This window comes from Sphingobium sp. WTD-1 (assembly GCF_030128825.1).
Lineage (GTDB): Bacteria > Pseudomonadota > Alphaproteobacteria > Sphingomonadales > Sphingomonadaceae > Sphingobium.
The window spans coordinates 313652-333596 of record NZ_CP119128.1 but is presented as its reverse complement, the minus strand read 5'-3'; the positions used below and the strand labels follow the sequence as shown (position 1 = coordinate 333596).

The following is a 19945-nucleotide window of genomic DNA, read 5'->3' as shown; positions in this document are numbered from 1 at the left end:
ACTCCGAGACCCTCCGACTGACAGCCGGAGGGGAGGGAAACATGGGTCAATTCTCAGTGGAAACTTATAGCGCCCCCGGGTCACATCTCAGTGGCAATCAACAGGATGCGCTCATCGCGGCGGGGACGGCCCAGCGGTCGACCAACGAGTCCTACCGGACCGTCACCGATGCGGACCGCACGCGGCCCGCCTTCAGCAACGCGGAGATCCTTGCGACGACGTCGCGCGCAACGTCGATCGAGAACGATCCGTCGGCCTACCTCGCCGATGAGAATATCGGCTCGACCACTGGCCAGTGCCAACCGCTGCCGCCAGGTTCCGGCGCGGGAGGATACTACGAGGCGGCGTGCAACCAGGGAACGAAGCTCGACGAAGTGCCGAGGTCCTGTTCCATAAGGATGGCGCCTGAGATCACGAAAATCGATGCGTACAAGTATTTCGTCGTTCCCGACAGCGCCTACGGTACGCCGTTCGCACGCTATTCCTCGATGGCGCCGCACGTCGCGGCCGGAACCTGCAAGCCCACGGGCGTGGCCATGCAGGCCTGCGCGGCGCACCGGATTTACGGCGTGTCCACCAACAAGTTCTGCGACGACTACTATGCGACGGAATATGTCTGCTCGCAGAACCTGAGGGATATCGCCCTCTTGCCGAGCCCCATCACTGGCGAGGGCTGGCACGAGAAGACCGTCCAGACCAGCGTGACGGTGAAGCGGGTCGACGGCTGCGCCGAAATGGCAGCCGATGCGATGTGCACCGCTGCTGGGGCCGGCGAGGTCTGCACCGAAGGACCTGAGACCCGGATCATCGACGGCGTGCCGGTAACGCAGGCCTGTTGGGCGTGGAAGCGCGACTTCACCTGCAATGTCATGAGCGCAGGGAACGACTGCGGCGATCTCGACGCGAACCGACAGTGCACGTTTCTGCGCGAGGACTGCCTGGACGACCCGCAGCAGGGTGCGTGCAAGGTCAAGGAGAAGGTCTATCGTTGCCCGACACCGGACACCCCGACCTCAAACGCACCGCAGTACATCTGTGGTGACGATGTCTACTGCATCAACGGGGACTGCGAGCCGATTACCCGCGAAGCCTCGACCGAGTTCAAGGACGCCTTGGTCGCGTTGCACGCGATCGACGACGCTTCAAAGGGCTTCGACCCGAACAACCTAACCGTCTTCTCGGGAACGCGGGACACCTGCCACAAGCCGGTCTTCGGCCTCATCAACTGCTGCGCGGGCAAGGTATCCGGCGCGCTGACGGTCGCCGCAGGCGGCGCGGCGCTCGCCGGCGGGCCCGTCGCGATCGCCGCGCTCGCGACCCCGTTCCTCGCACTGTTCGCCTGCTCACAGGACGAGATGAAGCTCGACATCAAGGACCGCATGGGGTTCTGCCACAAGGTCGGAACCTGGTGCTCGTCCAGCTTCCTCGGCATCTGCAAGACGAAGAAGACTGCCTACTGCTGCTTCGAAAGCAAGCTGAGCCGTGTCCTTCAGGAGCAGGGCCGCGTCCAGCTGAACAAACCTTGGGGCAAGCCCAAGAACGAGCAGTGCAAGGGCTTCAGCATTGCCGAGTTCCAGCGGCTCGATCTCTCGAAAATGGACTTCACGGAAGTCTACGCCGACTTCCTCGACGCGGCCAAGCTGCCGGACGAGGTCCAGACGATGACCGAGATCCAGTCGAAGATTCAGAACTACTACGACCTGCATGGAGGCAAGCCATGACCAGCCACGAGCCAGGGGATCGAGATGACGGCCACGGCGAATGACCTGCTCTCTGCCGGCGCTCCAGGGTGTGACTGGAAGATGACCGTGTTCGAGCTGGCGATTTTCATGTGCCTGTATCGCGCCGGGCAGCCGCGGCGCGTGGAGGACATCTGCAAGGTGATCGGCGGCTGGTTCGAATGCGTGGTCGACCCGCCGGCCGCAGCCGCGCCGATCGAGCACATGCTGGCCAATCGATGGGTCGCGGAAAAAGGCCATGGCCTTTGCGCAACCGAGGAAGGCCGCCGTGCGGCGCGACCGCTGATGAGCGGCATGGTGCGGATGCTCGACCATGGGACGCGGCTGATCGATGTCGCTCTGATGATGTCCGTGCTGCGCTTGTCGAAAGGAGAACTGGACCATGGCATTCGCGATCTTTGAGCCGGCGATCTTGGCGGTGCTGCTCGCCGGCGTCGGCCTGCCAGCGCCTGCAGCGCCTATGTCCGCGCCCGCCTCACCGTGCAGTCGCCACGCAACCATCACCTCCGCCTTCGACTGCTGCCTCGACCTCGCGCTGTGGAAGGCGCCGCTCACCGCACCGCTCATCCACCCCGCGCCATCCCCGGACGGTGCGGCCAATCAGAAGGAAGGACGATGAGCATGTCCAAGATCGCGAAGCTGGCGATGCTCCTGCTGGCGGTCGCGCCCCTGGCGGCGCCGCTGCGGGCGCAGGACGCCGAGCGCCGGGACGACAGCGTCGAGGCGTCCGACCGCGGCGACGATTTCTACTGCGGCGAGCGCAGGCTGGGGCAATGGTTCTACTGCACCAAGCCGAAACCGCCCGAGAGCGCGAAGGCACAGCCGCAGGTTCCTGAGCAGAGCGCGGCGGACCGCCTCGCCGCTATCACGCGCCAGCTGGATGAGCTGAAGGCGCGGGCGATCCTCGATCCGTCGGAAGAGAATGTCATTGCCTATGTCCGTTTCCAGCGCGAGCAGCTGGACCGCGCCTCGACCTTCTCGGACACCTGGCAGCGCGCGCTCTGGCAGAACCCGGACATCGACTACACGCTGCAGCGGCCGGTCAACACGGTAGCCAAGCGCGCTTGGCTCGACAACCGGAAGGCCGACCGCGACCAGGTCCTGACCAACCTCGGTCAGCGCTACGGTCTGTTCTACTTCTACGCGCAGAGCTGCGGCGCGTGCGAGGTCTTCTCGCCGATCCTGCGATCGGTCGCGGATAGTCACCGCATGGCGGTGATGGCCGTCTCGATGGACGGCGGCCCGAGCCGCGACTTCCCCAACTATGTGGTCGACTCCGGCCAGCGCGCGCGGATGGGGATACCCGGCAACGAGACGCCGGCACTCGTCCTGTTCGATACCGCGACGAAGCGCACCATCCCCGTCGGCTACGGCATCCTCAGCGCCGATGAGATCATGGATCGCATCTTCATGCTCACCAACACCAAGGTCGGGAGCGACTACTGATGTCCATTCAACGGCAGAAGGGCCGGCTGAGAAGGCTGGCTCACCGCGCCGGCGCCGCCCTGACGGTGGCCGCCGCCTCGCATTTCGCGCTCATCGGTGTCGCGCGGGCGGACGTCGCCTCGGAGATGAACGGGTTCTTCAACGACGCCGGCGGCGCGGCGAACGTCACCGGGCCAACGGCGTTCCAAGGGCAGTCGGCCGGCTACTACTCGCTCGGCAACGTCTGGACGCGCTTCCCGCAGAAGAGCGTGTCGCCGTTCAACCTGCAGCTCCCAAGCGCGCGGGCGGGATGCGGGGGTATCGACCTGTTCTCCGGCTCCTTCAGCTTCATCAACGCGAGCGAGATCGTCGCGATGCTGAAGGCGACGGCGAACAACGCGCTCGGCTTCGCCTTCAAGCTGGCGATCGACAGCGTCTCGCCCGAGATTGGCAAGGTCATGGACGAGTTCAGCCAGAAGGCTCAGCTCCTCAACCAGATGAACATCTCGAGCTGCGAGACCGCGCAGGCGCTGGTGGGCGGGATCTGGCCGCAGATGGAAACCACCCGATCGACCATCTGCGAGGCTGTCGGCAACAGCCAGGGCGTCTTCTCGGACTGGGCCGCGTCCCGCCAAGGCTGCAACAACGGGGGCCAGAGGGACGCGACGCTCGCCGGCAACACCGACCCGGCGATGAAGGAGCAGATCATCGGCGACCCGCACAATTATACGTGGGAGGCGCTGAAGAAGTCGTCGAAGTTCGGAGCGTTCGACCAGGCCTTCTCCGAATATGTGATGACGCTGGTTGGGACGATCGTCACGACTCCTCCGTCGGGCAGCGAGCATGGCCCGAAGGTGGTGATCTACGGACCGGCCGAGGAGGCGGTCGTGACGGCATTGCTCGACGGCACCGCGAACGCGCCGGCAGTGAAAATCCTGAAGTGCAACAACGACCCGTGCACCGATGTCTCCGACCAGACCCTGAACGTGCCTGCGTCGAGCGCGCTTCGGCCCCGGATCGCGACGATGATCAAGAGCATGAGCTCCAAGATTCGCAGCGACAGCGCGCTTGACGCAGCCGAGAAGCAGCTGCTGAACATGGCGACGGTTCCGATCTACAAGATCCTCGCGGTTCAGGCCTACGCCCACTACGCGCTCACCGACGGCGAGATTCAGACGCTCTCTGAAATCGTCGCGGTCGATCTGCTGAACGCCATGCTCGACAACATGCTCGACAGGGTGGAGCAGGCGAAGGTCTTCTACCAGACCGCGGACCAGGAGACGGCCTCGCAGTGGCGCCAGCAGATCGCGGCGACCCGCGCCAAGTTCGCGCAGCGGGACGTGAAGCTCAGCAACAAGCTCCAGGTGACGATGCAGATCATCAACCGGAGCATCATGCTCGAATCGACGCTGCAGAACACAATGACGCCCGGCATGTCCTCAGCGCTGAACTTCTCGCGGGGATTGAACGCGCAGGGCTTGCTCTAGGCGCGCAACAGGGAGGTAGCGGCGTGCTCGAGGTCTACACGGTCGGCGGGGGCGAGTATCTCGTCAACACCTTCAACGCGGTCGCCGCGTGGGCGGGGGGAGGGGGCTATCGCTCTCTCCTGCGGGTCGTGATGGTGATGGGGCTGATCTATTCGCTGCTCGTCGTCGCCTTCACCCTCAACTTCCGCGCGTGGTTGAACTGGTTCCTTCAGGCGACGGGCATCTACCTGTGCCTCATGGTCCCGACGATCGACGTGAAGGTGACCGACCGCCTCAATCCGAGCCTGTCGCCCGCGACGGTGGCGAATGTACCTCTCGGCCTGGGGGTCCTCGCGAGCTTCACCACCCAAATCGGCGACTGGCTCACCCGGACGGCCGAGACCGTCTTCGTCATGCCCGGAGAGCTCAACTACACTACGAACGGCATGGTGTACGGCGCCCGGCTATTCGACGCGACGCGCAACTTCACCATCCGCGACGCGGAATTCTCGACCAACCTCGAGAACCACTTCAAGAACTGCCTGTTCGGCGACGTGATGCTCTACCAGAAGTCGCTCACCAACCTTGCGAAGGCGCCGGACCTGTGGGCGGCGATCGGGCCGGGCTCGGAAGCGCGGTCGCAGGAGTGGCTGGAGAGGCAAGGCGACGGCTCGGTCCAGAACTTCATTGTCACGTGTCGCCAGGCCTATGACACGCTGAACGGCCAATGGGCGAGCATGATCGAGGCGAACGCGGAGCCTTGGGCAAAAGAGGTCTATCCCAAGCTCAGCAATGCTGTCGCCGCGGCGAAGCTCAAGCACGACGTCCCGATCGTGAATGCGGCCTTCACAGGCTCGGGCAACGATTTCACCGGCGTCATGAGGCAGAACACCGCCATCAACGCCTTCATGCAGGCGCGAAATTCGATGGCCGGCGGAAGCGGGGCGGCGTCGATCGACACCTTCGCACAGACCCGCGCGGACATTCAGGCCCGCAATACCTACAATTCGATCGCGCAGCAGGCGATGGCGTGGGTGCCGATCCTGAACATTGTCCTGACTGTCGTGTTCTTCGCGATGTTCCCTGTGATCTTCCCGCTCTTCCTGCTCCCGCAGACCGGGCTGAGTTCGTTGAAGGGCTACGCGATGGGGTTCTTCTATCTGGCGTCCTGGGGACCGCTCTACGTGATCCTCCACATGATCTGCATGACCCGGGCCGAGGCAGCCTCGAACGGCGTCGCCGCAGGAGGGATGTCGCTCGGAAGCTATGCCGGCATCGGCGCGGTGAACGGCGAAACGGCGACGATCGCCGGCTTCATGCTGATGAGCATACCGTTTCTGGCGGGCGGGCTCGCACGGGGCGCGATGTCGATCGCGGGGCAGGCGACGTCGATGCTGGCGCCGGCGCAGAATGCCGCGGAAGCTGCTGCGCTGGAGCAGACCACCGGCAACTACTCCTACGGAAATGTAAGTTGGGCGAACTCGACCTCGAACATGCGGCAGGCCGACCAGTGGCAGACGGCGCCGAGCTTCATGGGTGGCGCGGCGAGCGTCGGCTGGCGCCAGGACAACGGCGCCGTAATCAGCGGCTTCGGCAATGGCCAGGAAGTGTTCGACACCGGTGGCGCGATCTCGCGGCTCTCATTCACCCCGACCGTGACAACCGGCACCGTCGCGGAATGGCGGGAGATGGCGAGCGAGGCGCACCGTCAATCGCAAGCCTACGACAATGCGGCTCAGGAGATGCTCACCTGGACCAAGACTGATCGGAGTGCGCACGGGACGTCCAGCGAGCGCTCGTCAGGCTGGGACTCGAGCAGCGGCCGCTCGTCGAACACGTCTGTTGAGCAGTTCGATCGAACAACCGGCAGCAGCTCGCAAGGGTTGGAGGATCGGTCGTCAACAGGTCAGAGCCTGACGGTGTCGAATGGCCACGACCGATCGGCAGGTACTATCGATCAGGTTTCGGGCTCGCTATCGGCAGGATTGGGCGGTAGTCAGCAAGGCACAGGCGGCGGGCGAACCGGTATCGGTAGAGTCGTCGGTCGGTTGCCGGGAGTGGGCGGCACTGTCACGACGCAAGGTCAGCAGCAGGACACCTTGCGGCATGGAACGACGGATACTCGCTCGTCTGATAGTTCCAGCACCGCAAGCAGCGGGGTCCGGGACGAACACTCCAACGGCTCGGGCGCAACGTCATCCGATGGCACCTATGATCGCTCGGGCGTGTTCAGCCGCGCCTCGACTACGTCCAGTTCCTCCCTCACCCACGAGCAGGCGCTGACGCGCGCCCGCTCGTACACGGAGACCGCTCGGCAGCTCGAGGAACTATCGCAGCAGCTTTCCCGCGACGCCAGCTACGCCGAAACGCACGGCATGCAGCTAAGCGAGAACATGAGTCAGGATCTGGCGCAGTGGTACCGGGCGCAGCAGGCTTCGAACCCGGGTCTAGATGCTCCGGAGCTGTGGGCGACCGACCTCAGCAACCACCAGCGTGCGGTTCGGCAGGAGATGGTCACTCGCTGGATGCGCGAGAAGCAGGATGACATCCGCGAGGAGATCGCCGGCAAGCTTCAAGAGCCCGACTTAGTTGAGGTGAGCAGGCCGAACATCGACAGTTCGGCGGATGTCGTGAGCTCGTATCGCCCACATGGCGTATCTGGCATTCCCTCCGGTCCTGGGGGCGGCGATCCTCGCGCGGCTCAGGCGATTATCGAGGCCGGTGGGGGTCAACTTGAGAGCGATCGTGGTGCGGCTCAAGCTTCTCGGACCAACGCTGTGGAGGGTTCGGTAGGCGTACAGCAGGAAGTCCACCGCGACCACAACCGCGGCTTCTTCAATGATCCGAAGTTGCGGGAGTAATCGCGGTGCTAAAGCGCTAGAAAGAAGTACCCGATAACGCCAGCAAGAAGCGCATAGGCGACCAGATAGGCAAACGCGCTGGCTCTGCTGACATTGCCATCCGCGTCCATGACGGGACCGTGAGGCTCAAACCCGTCGTCGACGTACTGAATGATCGGACCCGCAGAGTTATCCTGGGTGATCAAGTATGTCGCGGTGTCCAGCTTGAGCATAAAACCTCCGAACCTGTCCAACATAGAGCGTTCGAGGTTTGATCACAAGCAATGGAGATTACGGCTGATGGCTAGGCGGCGGCTCCGGACGGACCGACCGTGTTGACGGCCCACGTCAGCCGCCCGCCCGGTCATTCCTCGGCAAACTCATGATTGCGGATGGAGCGCGCGCCGCACCTCGTCAGTGATCGTGTAGACGGCTTGGCGCTGGGCACCGCGGTTATGATGATCGACGCGGTAGCCCTGATAGTGACGCTGGACGAAGCCTGCTCTGACGAGCTCCGAGACCGCTCGGCTCACGTTTGTGCGGCCGGAGAGACGGATCCGGTTCTGGACTTCCGTCGCGATGAGCCGTTGGGCGGCGGCCGTGTCGGACGGGAGCTCATTGCGCTGCTCGAGCTCCGCTCGTACCTTGTCGGCGATCGCAAGGCGGCGCGGGTCGCGCCGGGCGACGGGCACCAGGGCATCGCAGAGCCAGTCCCGCACCGGCACTAGACGGTCACCTTCACGGACGTAAGGGCCGGCCGAACCGCTCTGTGCGCTCGCCTGTGCAATCAGATTGAGTACCATGAAGCTATAGCGGGGCCGCTCGCAGACTGACGTCAAGCGATCCAGAAGGCCCGGCAGGTCCAGCGCAGGTGCGGCCTGCGGCGCTGCTCGTTCCGCATTGCCTTCGGCGGCGAAGAAGTCCGGTTGGAACATGAGAACGAATCAAGCACATCTCGATTCTCATGTGAATCCCTCTTGTCGCGGCGCGTCCGTTTTTATCGAGGTGTCGCGTGTCTGGCTCGCAAGCCGGCACAGCCGCCAGAAGCGCCTAGCCGCCCGCACCTTCGCGCGTGGGCTCATGGCCGTCGGGGTCGTCGAGCCACGTCGGGATGTCGCGTCGCGCGTCGAGCACGCGCCATATGTCGATGTGATCGTCGCGTTCGACGTAGAAGACGAGCCACAGAAAGCGGGCGAGACGGCGATGTCGCAGACCCGGCAACATCAGCTCGTGCGCGTAACGCGGAGAGCCGATGCCCGGTTGCTCCGCGATCGCGCGGTAGGCTGCTTCGAGCGAGGTCACGAAGCCGAGCGCGATGTCCGGCCCAGCCTCGTGAGCATAGTGGTCGATAGCGCTCTCGACGTCGCGATGGGCCTGGTCGCGGGGGACGACCCGCTTGATGGTCATGCCGTGCGGCGAGCCCGCACGCGCAGTCCTTCGAAATAGTCGTCGTCTGCTGGGGCGCCCGGGGTGGATTCAGCGCCGTCGAGCAACAGCCGGCGCAATCTCTGGCGGTCCTGGTCCTTGCGGATGAGTTCGCGGACATATTCGCTGCTCGTGCCGTAGCCGCGGCCGGCAACCTGCTCGTCCACGAAAGCCTTCAGGGTATCGGGCAGCGAGATGTTCATCGTGCTCATGGCCGCAATAGATAAGCGGTTTGGCAAAATTTGACAAGGTGGGCCCGTCCTACGTCTCCTGACGACCGTTCCGACACTTCCCCGATCCAACGAGGCTGTCGGTGTTCCATCTTTCGTGAATCGGCGCGATCCAGAAACTGAGTCGGAACAATGATTTGAGTCTATTGGCTTTGTTCCATCTCTGTGAACTGCCCCAAAAATGTGCCATCAATGTGAACGGAGTCGCGTCCCAAATGGAGGCCAAGCTGCGCCGCATCCCGCTCAGTCGCCGATCGCATGTGATCGGCTCGCAATCCCTGGACACGGGCGTGGCGGAGCATGAGAGTGCGCTAGAACGGGATTTTGTGACGCTGGCGAGCTTCGCCGATCCCGGCGCAGTGGTAACGGCGCAGCCGGTGACGATACGGTTCAGACAGGGCGAACAATCGCGGCGATACACACCGGACTTCCGTGTCGACTGGAGCACAGGTTCCACTGACTTTGTGGAGGTCAAGTATCGTGCCGACCTGCGCGCAAGTTGGTCGAACCTGCGGCCGGCGTTTGCTGCGGCTAGACGGTGGGCGCAGGAGCATGGTGCGCGGTTCCGGATCGCAACCGATTGCGGCATCCGCAGCGCAAGGCTCGAAGCCGCGAAGAGGCTTCTTCCCCTCAGGAACGCGCCTGTCGATCCAGCACTTGCCGAGTTGGCGGTAGCGAAGGCCCGGACGGAGAAGATGGACTTCATAGGTCTGGTCGATGCGCTACCGGCTTCGCGCGAAGTGGCGCTGGGCGTGGTCTGGCGCCTGATCGCGCGTGGGGCTCTGAGCGTCGACCTGACGGCACCGATCCTTCCCGGCTCATCCGTGAGGGCGGCGTGACTGCCCCGGAACTTACGAAGGTTCCGGAAGCTGCGTGGGAGGAGGCACGCCGTTGCTTGCCGGTGATCCGGCGCCTTGCGGAAAGCTCCGACCGAACGCGGGCCGAGGTTAAAGCCGCGGCAGCGGAACTGGGATATGGGCCGACGCATGTTTACAGCCTGATACGCAGCTATACGGCCGACCCGCGGCTGACGAGCCTGCTGCCGAGCAAGCGAGGTCGGGCGTTCGGCTACTCCAAGCTCGACAGCGAGGTCGAGGCGATCATTAACGACGTGATCGACAGCCTGTATCTCACGCGACAGAAGCCGAAGATCGTCGATCTTGTCGCGGAAGTGCAGCGACGTTGCATCGCGCGAGGGTTGGAAGCACCTGGCCGCAAGGGTGTTACTGCCCGGTTGCGGGCGCGGCCGGCGCAAGAGGTGGTCGCCAAGCGTGAGGGCCGCAAGGCGGCCCGCGACCGTTACGCGCCGGCGATAGGATCGCTGGAAGCGCACTGGCCGTTGTCGCTGATCCAGATCGATCACACGCTGGTCGACGTGATCGTCGTCGACAGCGAGACGCGGGCGCCGATCCAGCGGCCTTGGCTGACGCTTGCGATCGATGTCTGCACGCGCTGCGTTGCCGGCTTCCATCTCTCGCTGGAGCCGCCGTCGGCGACGTCGGTTGCGCTTTGCCTCGCCCATGCCGCGCTCGGCAAGGAAAGCTGGCTGGCAGAGCGCGGTATCGATGCGGTCTGGCCGGTGCGCGGCGTGCCGGAGCGGCTGCATCTCGACAATGCCAAGGAGTTCCGGTCCGAGGCGCTGAAACGGGGCTGCGAGCAATATGGTATCGCCATCGACCATAGGCCGGTGCGAACGCCCCACTACGGCGGGCATATCGAACGGCTGATCGGGACGATGATGGGCAAGGTCCATCTGCTGCCCGGAACGACCTTCTCGAATATCCGGGAGAAAGGCGATCTCAATCCCGAGAAAAGTGCAGCGATGACGCTGGACGAGGTGGAGCGCTGGCTCGGTCACGCGATCGCCGGCGTCTATCATCGCGATCTGCATCGCGGGATAGGCATGACGCCGGTTGCGGCCTGGGAACGCGGTATCGCTGGCGACGGTCGCACGCTTGGCCGGGGCGAACCAACGCCGGTTGCCGATCCGCGCCGCTTCCTGATCGACTTCCTCCCAATCGAACGGCGCCTGGTGCGCCGGGAGGGCGTATCGCTGCACTCGATCCACTACTGGGCCGATATGCTCGCGGCCTGGGTCGGCCACCCGGAGCGCATGATCGTGCGCTATGATCCGCGCGACCTCAGCCGCATCCATCTGCTCGGCCCCGACGGGGCCTATTACGACCTTAGCTACCGCGATCTGCGTCGTCCGCCGATCAGCTTGTGGGAGCATCGCCTGGCGCTGAAACGGCTGCGTGAGGACGGCCGCGCGCAGGTCGACGAGGCCGCAATCTTCCGCACCATCGAGATCATGCGCGGCATCGCCGACGAGGCGGTGCGGGCGAGCAAGACTGCGCGGCGCCAGCGGGAACGGCGGTTGCGCGTCATCCAGGGCGGGTCGAACGCGCCGGTGGTGTCCGCAGCTCAGTCTTCTATCGAAGCCGAGTCCCTGGATGGCAGGCAACCCCACGAGAACATGCTGCCGTTCGAGGAATGGGGTTGAGCACCGAATACCCGCATCTTCATCCATCGGCCCGCGCATGGGCCGATGAGGATGCCGCCTCGCGGATACGGCGCGTTCGCACGGATCGGTGGATCGGCTATGCACGGGCGGAAGCCGCCCTGGCGGCACTCGACGATGTGCTCTCGTTCCCGAAACGGACGCGGATGCCGAACCTGCTCATCGTCGGGCAAACCAACAACGGCAAGACGATGATCGTCGAGAAGTTCCGGCGGAGCCACCCGCTGTCAGCCGCGACCGATACGAATGACGGCGTGGCCTGCGTGCCTGTGCTGAAGATCCAGATGCCTTCGGGACCGGATGAGCGCCGGTTCTTCGGCGCGATCCTGGAAGAGCTGGGCATGGGCCAATGGCCGCGGGACAATCTTGCGGCCCGGCAAAGTGATGCGGTGCGGCTGATGCGGCTGACCGACGTGCGGATGCTCATCATCGACGAACTGCACAATATCCTGTCCGGCTCACGCACCCAGCAGCGCCGCCTGCTCAACTTGCTCCGTTGGCTCGGTAACGAGTTGCAGATCCCGCTGGTCGGCGTCGGCACGGCCGAGGCGTTGCACGCAATCCGTAGCGACGATCAGCTCGCCAATCGGTTCGAGCCCGTGCCATTGCCGTTGTGGACCGAAGGGCCGGAATATCTGCGGCTGCTCAGCACGCTGGAAGCCCTGTTGCCGCTCCGCAAACCCTCCGGCCTTGCCGGGCCGGTTCTGGCGGGCACGATCTTCACCCGTTCAGAGGGCGTTCTCGGCGAGATCGTCGCGATCGTCATCCGAGCTGCGGTTGAAGCCATATCTTCCGGCACCGAGGCGATCACGCCGCGCATCATTGAACGCTCCCGGTTCACATCGCCCTCGGACCGACGACGTGTGGAGATCTGAACTCTACGCGACGGAGGTCCACGAAAAGCTCGTCACACCGAACTACGCCCTGCCTGTTTATACAGCGCCGATCGCCGGCGAAGCCCTCTTGTCCTGGCTGTGCAGGCTGGCGGCGATGACCGGCCAATCGCCGCTGGCGTTCGCCCGGCAGGCGTTCGGAATAGACAGCGTCCGCCAGCCCGAATGGTGGCGGCGTCCTTCGGCGGACCAGCGCAGCGTGTTGCTGGCCATCAGCGGGCTTCCGCCCGAGCAGTTCGACGATATGACGCTGGAGCGCTGGTCGACCGCTCGCAACGATGAGAATGATCGGCGGTTCAGCCCGATCCGTATGATCTATCCGAAGCAGCGCGAGAGAGCAGCCCGGACCCTGTTCGCTTGCGCCGCCTGTCTCGCAGAGGACGAGACACCCTATCTCCGGCGCGAGTGGCTGATCGGTTGGCAGGCTGTCTGCGCGCGGCATCGAACCGTTCTTATGCGGCGCTGTCCTCATTGCCGCTGGAAGCTCAGCTCCCAGTGGCTTCGCGACAAGGAGCCGGTTGACCTGCACCGCTGTAAACGATGCGGCGGACTGTTGGCCGGGGCCAATGGGCCGCCCGCGATCGATGGCGCCATCGACCTTCAGGCTGCGATGCTCGGCGTCAAACGTCGCGGTAGCGGCGAGATCCCCGGTCTGGGCATCATCCAGTGGGAGACGTTCACGGTGATCGTGGACCTCGTGCTGCGCCTGGTCTGGATCGATGCCGGCGACCATGCCCGCGAAACACTGCTTGCGGAGTTGGTCCGCGACCTCTCGCTTGCGCCTGATGCCCGGTTCACGATCGACTGGAAGGGCAACTATGGCGCGCTGGTCCTGATGGCCTGGATGATCGCGGACTGGCCTGTCCGGTTGCGCCGCGCCCTCGAACTTCTTGCCGCTCCGCGCGTCGATGACCTGCTCGGCCAGGTTCACGATCTGAGCGAGGCATCCCGGATGCGCGCGCGAACGCGGATGCGCGATGTTCTGAACTACCAATCCCGGACGATGGACTGGCGTCTCTGGCTCCACGGCCTGGTCGAGGGTGGCACGGACTTCCGAAGGCGCGCGCGTGCGGAGAACGTGTGGCCGCGCAAGGACCGCCTTATCGCCCTGGCCTTGCTGAGCGAGGGCAGGGCGATCGAGGAAGCTGCGTTCGCGGTGCGGGTCAGCACCAATATGATCAAGCGATGGCTCGAGGTCGGCATGGCCTATGGGGTTGAGGCGGTCCTCGAAAAGCCGTTGCGAATATGTGACCTCACGCCCGTGCAGATCGATGAGATCGCGGCTTGGCTCACCGCCACGGAACGAACCTCCGGAGGACCGTTGAAATGGTCGCGCGAACATACGCGCAGCGAGATCATGGCGCGGTTCGGGCTGCGAATTACGACCAATGCTGCCTATCAACTCCTCCTGAATAACAAGCCTCGCCACAAAGGTAGCTGACGGATCTTCGCCTCCACCAGTTCACGATGACGGCACCGGTTCACGTTGATGGAACCAGTTCGCGAATGACGGCACACCGACAGAGGCCCGGGGGGAATGAACAGTTGTGGCACTTTACCGGCGGGGTAAAGTGCCACGAGCGGTTGTCTTCGCGGCGAGAAGCTGTGGGGGAGGTGATCGGCTCAGTGGGGAACAGGCGGGCGGGTAAAGCTCGCCAGGCTCCTCGAGCAGGGTAGCGGCTGACCGGCACCTGCATGACAGACTGATATAGCTCAGGGACGATTACATCTCTGATCCGGCACCCTTTCTGGCGGGGCGCCGTGGGGCAGCAATCCAGGCTTCGCTGGGTGCTTTGTCGGCATGTTCAACGAGGCTCGCTCCTGCCCGGCGATCCATCGCTAGGCGGTGCGGGTCGCGCAGAACGGTCGGGGAAACCCATGTTCGAAGGGGCAAGTTGTACGGTGAATAGCGAAGAACCTGCTGGAACGGGAGTGCCGGGCCTCGATGATATCCTCGGTGGAGGGTTGAGCCGCGGCAGAGTCTTTCTGCTCGAGGGCCTGCCGGGAACGGGCAAGACCACGGTCGCGATGCAGTTCCTGCTCGAAGGGGCCCGGAACGGAGAGAAGGTGCTGTATCTGACGCTCTCCGAAAGCGAGGAAGAGTTGCGCGCCGCCGCCGCAGCGCACGGGTGGGCGCTCGACGGCGTCGAGATCGTCGAGTTGATCTCCCCCGATAGCCTCGTTGACGAGAAGCAGCAGCAAAGCTTGCTTTACTTGTCGGACCTCGAGCTGGTGGAGACGACCCGGAGAATATTCGAAGCCTTCACGCGATCGAAGCCCGACCGGCTGGTCCTCGACAGCCTCTCGGAAATAAGACTGCTGTCGCAGAGCTCGCTCCGCTACCGGCGACAGGTCCTCGCGTTGAAGCACTATTTCGCGGGCCAGGGCACGATCGTGCTGATGCTCGACGACATGACGACGGAGACCGAAGACAAGACCGTTCACAGCGTTGCGCATGGTGTGGTCTGCCTGGAGGAGCTCGCAAGAGAATTCGGTCCGGAGCGCCGGCGGATCAGGGTCGCCAAATATCGCGGGCGAGGCTTTCGCGGCGGCTATCACGACTTCGTCATCGAACGAGGCGGCGCCCGCGTATTTCCGCGCCTGATCTCGGCCGAGCACCGGTCCAGCTTCGAGCGCGACAAGGTCACGACCGAGATCGCCGAACTGGACGCGCTGACGGGGGGTGGTCTGGAGCGTGGATCGAGCGTGCTGATCCTGGGCCCTGCAGGAACGGGGAAGTCTCTGCTCGTGCTGACGTTCGTCGCCGCGGCCGTGAAGAAAGGAGAGTAGGCGGCGTTGTTCGTGTTCGACGAGGAGGTCGGGCTCCTTGCCGAACGCGCAAGAGGGCTTGGAATCGACATCATCGCGATGATGGACGCCGGTGCCTTGCAGGTCGAGCAGATCGACGCCGCCGAGCTGACCCCCGGAGAGCTTTCAGCGCGGGTCCGGAAATGCGTCGAAGAGAATGGCGCGAGGACGGTGGTGGTGGATAGCCTTAATGGTTACCAGGCCGCGATGCCGGGCGAGAACGCCTTGGTGCTGCATATGCACGAGCTGCTGCAGTATCTGAACCGCCAGGCCGCAACGACGTTCGTGACCATCGCGCAGCACGGGCTGGTCGGCGATACGCGAACCCCCGTCGATGTCGCCTATCTCGCCGACACGGTGATCTTGCTGCGCTACTTCGAGACCTGCGGCCGTCTCCGCCGGGCGATTTCGGTCGTGAAGAAGCGAACCGGTGCGCATGAAGACACCATCCGCGAATATAGCATTGGCGCCGACGGGGTCCGGATCGGCGAAGCGCTGGTCTCGTTTCAGGGAATGGCGCGTGGCGTGCGCAGCCTCTTTGGGGATGCACCTGAGCTGATCGAAGAACGCCATTGATGCCCGAGGTTTCCGAGTGCGCGCTGATACTCGCGCCTTTCGGCCGGGATGCAGACGTCGCCGCAACCGTTCTGGCGAACGCCGGCATCCGCGCCCTCGAATGCCCCTCGGTCGAACGGCTGGTCGAGGAGATCCGCGCGGGGGCAGGGCTAGCGATTGTCACCTCGGAGGCGCTGATCGGTGCCGACACCGGCTCGCTCGAGGCATGGATCGCAGACCAGCCCGATTGGTCCGACTTTCCGTTCGTGCTTCTCGTGCACCAAGGCAGCGGGCTCGAACGCAACCCCGAGGCTGCCCGCTTGCTGGAGCGGCTCGGAAACGTCAGCTTCCTCGAACGCCCCTTTCATCCGACTACCCTCATCAGCCTGACTCGAGCGGCGCTGCGCGGGCGCCGCCGGCAATATGAGGCACGCGGGCACCTTGAGGAACTGCGAAGCCTAGCCGGCTTGCTCGAACGCAAGGTCGAGGAGCGGACCGCCGAGCTAACGTTGGGCGAAGCGCGGATGCGGGCGATCTTCCAGACCAACAACCAGTATCAGCTGCTCATTGATCTCGATGGGACCGTCCTGGACGCGAACGCCACTGCGTTGGCGGGGATCGAGGCGCGGCTCAAGGATGTGGTCGGCAAGCCACTATGGGAGACACCGTGGTTTGCGGATTCCCCCGATCTCCTCAACGTCGTGAAGGCAGGTGTCTTGCGGGTCGCAACGGGCGTAACCTTGCAAAGAGAATTGTCGATCCATCTTCCGATCGGCCCGCGCTCGTTCGACGTGGGAATGCGACCGATGCGGGGGCCGCAAGGCGAAACCTTGGCGCTCATCGTAGAAGCGCTCGACATCAGTGACCGCAAGCGTGCCGAGGAGGCGCTCCGGCAGGCGCAGAAGCTCGAGGCGATGGGTCAGCTTACCGGCGGCGTCGCCCACGACTTCAACAACCTGCTGACCCCGATCGTGGGCGGGTTGGACATCCTGAGCCGCAGCGGACTTGGCACGGAGCGCCAGCGCCGCCTCATCGAGGGTGCCATACAGTCGGCCGAGCGGGCGAGGGCGCTCGTACAGCGGCTCCTGGCCTTCGCGCGGCAGCAGCCGTTGCAGCTCCGCGCGATCGAAATCGGCACGCTGGTACGCGGCATGGCCGAACTGGTCGGATCGACGATCGGGCCGAAAATCAGCTTGGTGATCGAGGTGCCGGAAGGGCTGCCTGCCGCGCGCGCCGATCACAACCAGGTCGAAATGGCGCTCCTCAACCTTTGCGTGAATGCGAGGGACGCGATGCCCGAAGGGGGCACGCTCCGCATCTCGGCATCCGAGCGGCATTTCAGCGCGGAAAATGACGAGGGCCTGAGCCCAGGCAGCTATATCAGCCTCGCGGTCTCGGATACCGGGATCGGCATGGATGAGGAGACAGCCACGCGAGCCGTCGAGCCGTTCTTTTCGACAAAGGGGCCGGGCAAGGGAACAGGTCTTGGCCTTTCGATGGCGCATGGCCTTGCGCGGCAAATCGGCGGAACCCTCACGATCACGACCGCTCCCGATGCCGGGACCCGGGTGGAGATTCTCCTTCCCGTCTCGACGGAGACCCCGCAGCGCGCGGCGCCAAAGGTCGAGGGAACGCTCCCCCAGGAGGGAACCGCCCTCCTTGTCGACGATGACGATCTCGTCCGCGCGAGCGTCAGCCAGATGCTCTCGGCGATCGGCTATGAGGTGACCGAGGCGAAATCCGCGGAGGACGCGCTGGAGCTGGTGAAAAGCGGCATGAACCCGAGCGTCGTGGTCACCGATCATCTGACGACAGGGATGTCGGGCGCGGCCCTCGGCCGCGCGCTGCGGGCGCGCACGCCCGTCCTGATCGTCTCCGGCTATGCCGAGAGCAGCGAGATCACTCCCGACTTTCCGCGCCTCATGAAGCCCTTTCGGCAGGACGAACTGGCCGCGAAACTGGCCGAGATCCGGTCGGCGAAAAGCGCGACCGGTGACTCCGCCTAGACGAAAGGTACTCGGTGTTCGGATGGGGGCCTTGCGGCCCCCAATCCTTAATAGTCCATAGCGGGAACCGGTGCCGGCTTTTCGTCCTTCGGCAGCTCCGCGATGAGCGCCTCGGTCGTGATCAGCAATCCCGAGACCGACGCCGCATCCTGGAGCGCAGTGCGCACGACCTTGGCCGGGTCGATCACGCCGGCCCGGACGAGATCTTCATACTCGCCTGTGGCAGCGTTGAAGCCCCAGTTGTAGTCCGATCCCTCGCCGAGCTTCCCGACCACGTAGGCGCCGTCCTCGCCGGCATTGTCGACGATCTGGCGTGCCGGCGCCTTCAGGGCGCGGCGGACGATCTCGATGCCGGCTTTCTGGTCGTCGTTGGCCGCGGAGAGGCTTTCCAGCGCCTTGACCGCGCGCAGCAACGGGATGCCGCCCCCGGGCAGGATGCCCTCCTCGACCGCGGCGCGCGTGGCGTGAAGCGCATCGTCCACCCGGTCCTTCTTCTCCTTCACCTCGACCTCGGTGGCGCCGCCGACACGGATCACCGCGACGCCGCCGGCGAGCTTGGCGAGCCGCTCCTGCAGCTTCTCGCGATCATAATCGGAGGTGGTCGTCTCGATCTGCTGGCGGATCTGGGCGGCGCGGCCGTCGATGTCCGACTTCTGGCCGGCGCCATCGATGATCGTCGTGTCGTCCTTGTCGATCACCACCTTCTTGGCGCGACCGAGCATGTTGACGGTGACGTTCTCGAGCTTGATGCCGAGGTCCTCGCTGACGACATTGCCGCCGGTGAGGACGGCGATGTCCTCGAGCATCGCCTTGCGCCGATCGCCGAAGCCCGGCGCCTTGACGGCCGCGACCTGGAGGCCGCCGCGCAGCTTGTTGACGACCAGGGTGGCCAGGGCGTCGCCCTCGACGTCCTCCGCGATGATCAGCAGCGGGCGGCCCGACTGGATTACCTTTTCGAGCAGGGGCACCAGCGCCTGCAGGTTCGAGAGCTTCTTCTCGTGGATCAGGATGTACGGATCTTCCAGCTCGACCCGCAGCTTCTCGGGATTGGTGATGAAATAGGGCGAGAGATAGCCGCGGTCGAACTGCATGCCCTCCACGACTTCGAGCTCGGTCGCGAGGCTCTTTGCCTCCTCGACGGTGATGACGCCTTCGTTGCCGACCTTTTCCATTGCCTCGGCAAGGATCTGGCCGACCTCGGTGTCTCCGTTTGCGGAGATCGTGGCGACCTGGGCGATTTCGCTGTTCGCGCTGATCCGGCGCGCATGCGCCTTGAGATCGTCGACGACGGCTCCGACGGCGAGATCGATGCCGCGCTTCAGGTCCATCGGGTTCATGCCGGCGGCGACCGCCTTGGCGCCCTCGCGGACGATCGCCTGGGCGAGCACGGTCGCGGTCGTGGTCCCGTCGCCGGCGAGATCATTGGTCTTGGACGCGACCTCTCGGATCAGTTGCGCGCCCATGTTCTCGAACTTGTCCTTGAGCTCGATCTCCTTGGCGACCGTGACACCGTCCTTGGTGATCCGCGGCGCGCCGAAGCTCTTGTCGATCACGACGTTGCGGCCCTTCGGCCCGAGCGTCACCTTGACCGCGTCTGCAAGCGTGTCCACGCCCCGCAGCATGCGGTCACGCGCGTCGGTCGAGAAACGGACTTCCTTTGCAGCCATTGTATCGTTTCCTCCTATGTTCGCGTGGATTTCTGTGGGTGCGCCGCCCTATTTGGACGACGCTTCGGTTTCGACGATCCCGAGGATGTCGCTCTCCTTCATGATGAGCAGTTCCTCGCCGTCGATCTTGACCTCGCTGCCGGACCATTTGCCGAAGAGGACGCGGTCGCCGGCCTTGACGGACAGCTCGACCAGCTTGCCGGTCTCGTCGCGGGCGCCCGGCCCGACGGCGACGACCTCGCCCTCCTGGGGCTTCTCCTTGGCAGTATCCGGGATGATGATGCCGCCGGCCGTCTTTTCCTCGGCTTCGATGCGACGCACGGCGACACGGTCGTGCAGGGGACGGAAATGCATGCATTACCTCCAAAGC

The 19945-nt window shown here is 64.5% G+C and carries 17 protein-coding genes and 1 pseudogene; 12 read left to right on the top strand and 6 right to left on the bottom strand.

Annotation, left to right across the window (positions count from 1 at the left end; all coding sequences use genetic code 11):
• Positions 1-41: 41 nt before the first annotated feature.
• From N6H05_RS26755 to N6H05_RS26730, 6 genes are all read left to right on the top strand, one after another.
• Positions 42-1721, top strand: coding sequence for a conjugal transfer protein TraN (locus N6H05_RS26755; RefSeq protein WP_284114360.1), 1680 nt, complete (start codon positions 42-44; stop codon positions 1719-1721).
• A 24-nt stretch (positions 1722-1745) separates the two neighbouring features.
• Positions 1746-2141 carry a hypothetical protein gene (locus N6H05_RS26750; protein WP_231726493.1) on the top strand — a complete coding sequence of 132 codons (396 nt, stop codon included), beginning with the start codon at positions 1746-1748 and terminating at the stop codon, positions 2139-2141.
• A complete protein-coding gene (locus tag N6H05_RS26745) occupies positions 2122-2358 on the top strand; it encodes a hypothetical protein (RefSeq protein ID WP_251652227.1) in 237 nt (78 codons plus the stop codon). Before N6H05_RS26750 ends, N6H05_RS26745 begins: the two co-directional genes overlap by 20 nt.
• A gap of 2 nt (positions 2359-2360) precedes the next feature.
• Positions 2361-3185 (top strand): conjugal transfer protein TraF, encoded by an 825-nt coding sequence (locus N6H05_RS26740; protein ID WP_194922091.1) that lies wholly within the window; start codon positions 2361-2363, stop codon positions 3183-3185.
• A gap of 65 nt (positions 3186-3250) precedes the next feature.
• Positions 3251-4651: a conjugal transfer protein TraH gene (locus N6H05_RS26735; RefSeq protein WP_197939374.1), complete on the top strand. Its 1401-nt coding sequence runs from the start codon at positions 3251-3253 to the stop codon at positions 4649-4651.
• A gap of 23 nt (positions 4652-4674) precedes the next feature.
• Positions 4675-7491 carry a conjugal transfer protein TraG N-terminal domain-containing protein gene (locus N6H05_RS26730; RefSeq protein ID WP_284114358.1) on the top strand — a complete coding sequence of 939 codons (2817 nt, stop codon included), beginning with the start codon at positions 4675-4677 and terminating at the stop codon, positions 7489-7491.
• Positions 7492-7499: 8 nt separating this feature from the next.
• Here the strand turns inward: N6H05_RS26730 and N6H05_RS26725 are convergent, their stop codons facing one another.
• From N6H05_RS26725 to N6H05_RS26710, 4 genes are all read right to left on the bottom strand, one after another.
• Positions 7500-7703, bottom strand: a complete 204-nt coding sequence (locus N6H05_RS26725; protein WP_170170719.1) for a hypothetical protein — start codon at positions 7701-7703, stop codon at positions 7500-7502.
• A gap of 147 nt (positions 7704-7850) precedes the next feature.
• Complete coding sequence (locus N6H05_RS26720; protein WP_170170720.1) at positions 7851-8405, bottom strand: hypothetical protein; 555 nt, start codon at positions 8403-8405, stop codon at positions 7851-7853.
• 115 nt (positions 8406-8520) lie between these two features.
• Positions 8521-8877 carry a type II toxin-antitoxin system RelE/ParE family toxin gene (locus tag N6H05_RS26715; protein ID WP_284114357.1) on the bottom strand — a complete coding sequence of 119 codons (357 nt, stop codon included), beginning with the start codon at positions 8875-8877 and terminating at the stop codon, positions 8521-8523.
• Entirely contained in the window at positions 8874-9107 is a 234-nt protein-coding gene (locus N6H05_RS26710) for a type II toxin-antitoxin system ParD family antitoxin (RefSeq protein ID WP_047867069.1), read from the bottom strand. The genes N6H05_RS26715 and N6H05_RS26710 overlap by 4 nt, the downstream gene beginning before the upstream one ends.
• A gap of 233 nt (positions 9108-9340) precedes the next feature.
• On the opposite strand from N6H05_RS26710, the gene N6H05_RS26705 reads away from it, so the two are divergent.
• The 6 genes and pseudogenes from N6H05_RS26705 to N6H05_RS26680 all read left to right on the top strand — a co-directional run bounded on the left by N6H05_RS26705 (position 9341) and on the right by N6H05_RS26680 (position 17908).
• Positions 9341-9964 carry a TnsA endonuclease N-terminal domain-containing protein gene (locus tag N6H05_RS26705; RefSeq protein ID WP_284114356.1) on the top strand — a complete coding sequence of 208 codons (624 nt, stop codon included), beginning with the start codon at positions 9341-9343 and terminating at the stop codon, positions 9962-9964.
• 62 nt (positions 9965-10026) lie between these two features.
• Positions 10027-11628, top strand: a complete 1602-nt coding sequence (locus tag N6H05_RS26700) for a TnsB C-terminal domain-containing protein (protein WP_284114504.1) — start codon at positions 10027-10029, stop codon at positions 11626-11628.
• A complete protein-coding gene (locus N6H05_RS26695) occupies positions 11619-12521 on the top strand; it encodes a TniB family NTP-binding protein (RefSeq protein ID WP_284114355.1) in 903 nt (300 codons plus the stop codon). Before N6H05_RS26700 ends, N6H05_RS26695 begins: the two co-directional genes overlap by 10 nt.
• On the top strand, positions 12508-13980 hold the full coding sequence (locus N6H05_RS26690) for a TniQ family protein (RefSeq protein ID WP_284114354.1): 1473 nt from the start codon (positions 12508-12510) through the stop codon (positions 13978-13980). Before N6H05_RS26695 ends, N6H05_RS26690 begins: the two co-directional genes overlap by 14 nt.
• A gap of 461 nt (positions 13981-14441) precedes the next feature.
• A pseudogene (locus N6H05_RS26685) lies at positions 14442-15923 on the top strand (ATPase domain-containing protein).
• Positions 15923-17908: a hybrid sensor histidine kinase/response regulator gene (locus tag N6H05_RS26680; RefSeq protein ID WP_284114353.1), complete on the top strand. Its 1986-nt coding sequence runs from the start codon at positions 15923-15925 to the stop codon at positions 17906-17908. Before N6H05_RS26685 ends, N6H05_RS26680 begins: the two are co-directional and overlap by 1 nt.
• Before the next feature lie 47 nt (positions 17909-17955).
• On the opposite strand, the gene groL is transcribed toward N6H05_RS26680, so the two are convergent.
• Positions 17956-19575, bottom strand: coding sequence for a chaperonin GroEL (gene groL / locus N6H05_RS26675; protein WP_047867072.1), 1620 nt, complete (start codon positions 19573-19575; stop codon positions 17956-17958).
• Positions 19576-19623: 48 nt separating this feature from the next.
• Positions 19624-19929, bottom strand: a complete 306-nt coding sequence (gene groES, locus N6H05_RS26670) for a co-chaperone GroES (RefSeq protein ID WP_007406608.1) — start codon at positions 19927-19929, stop codon at positions 19624-19626.
• Positions 19930-19945 lie beyond the last annotated feature (16 nt).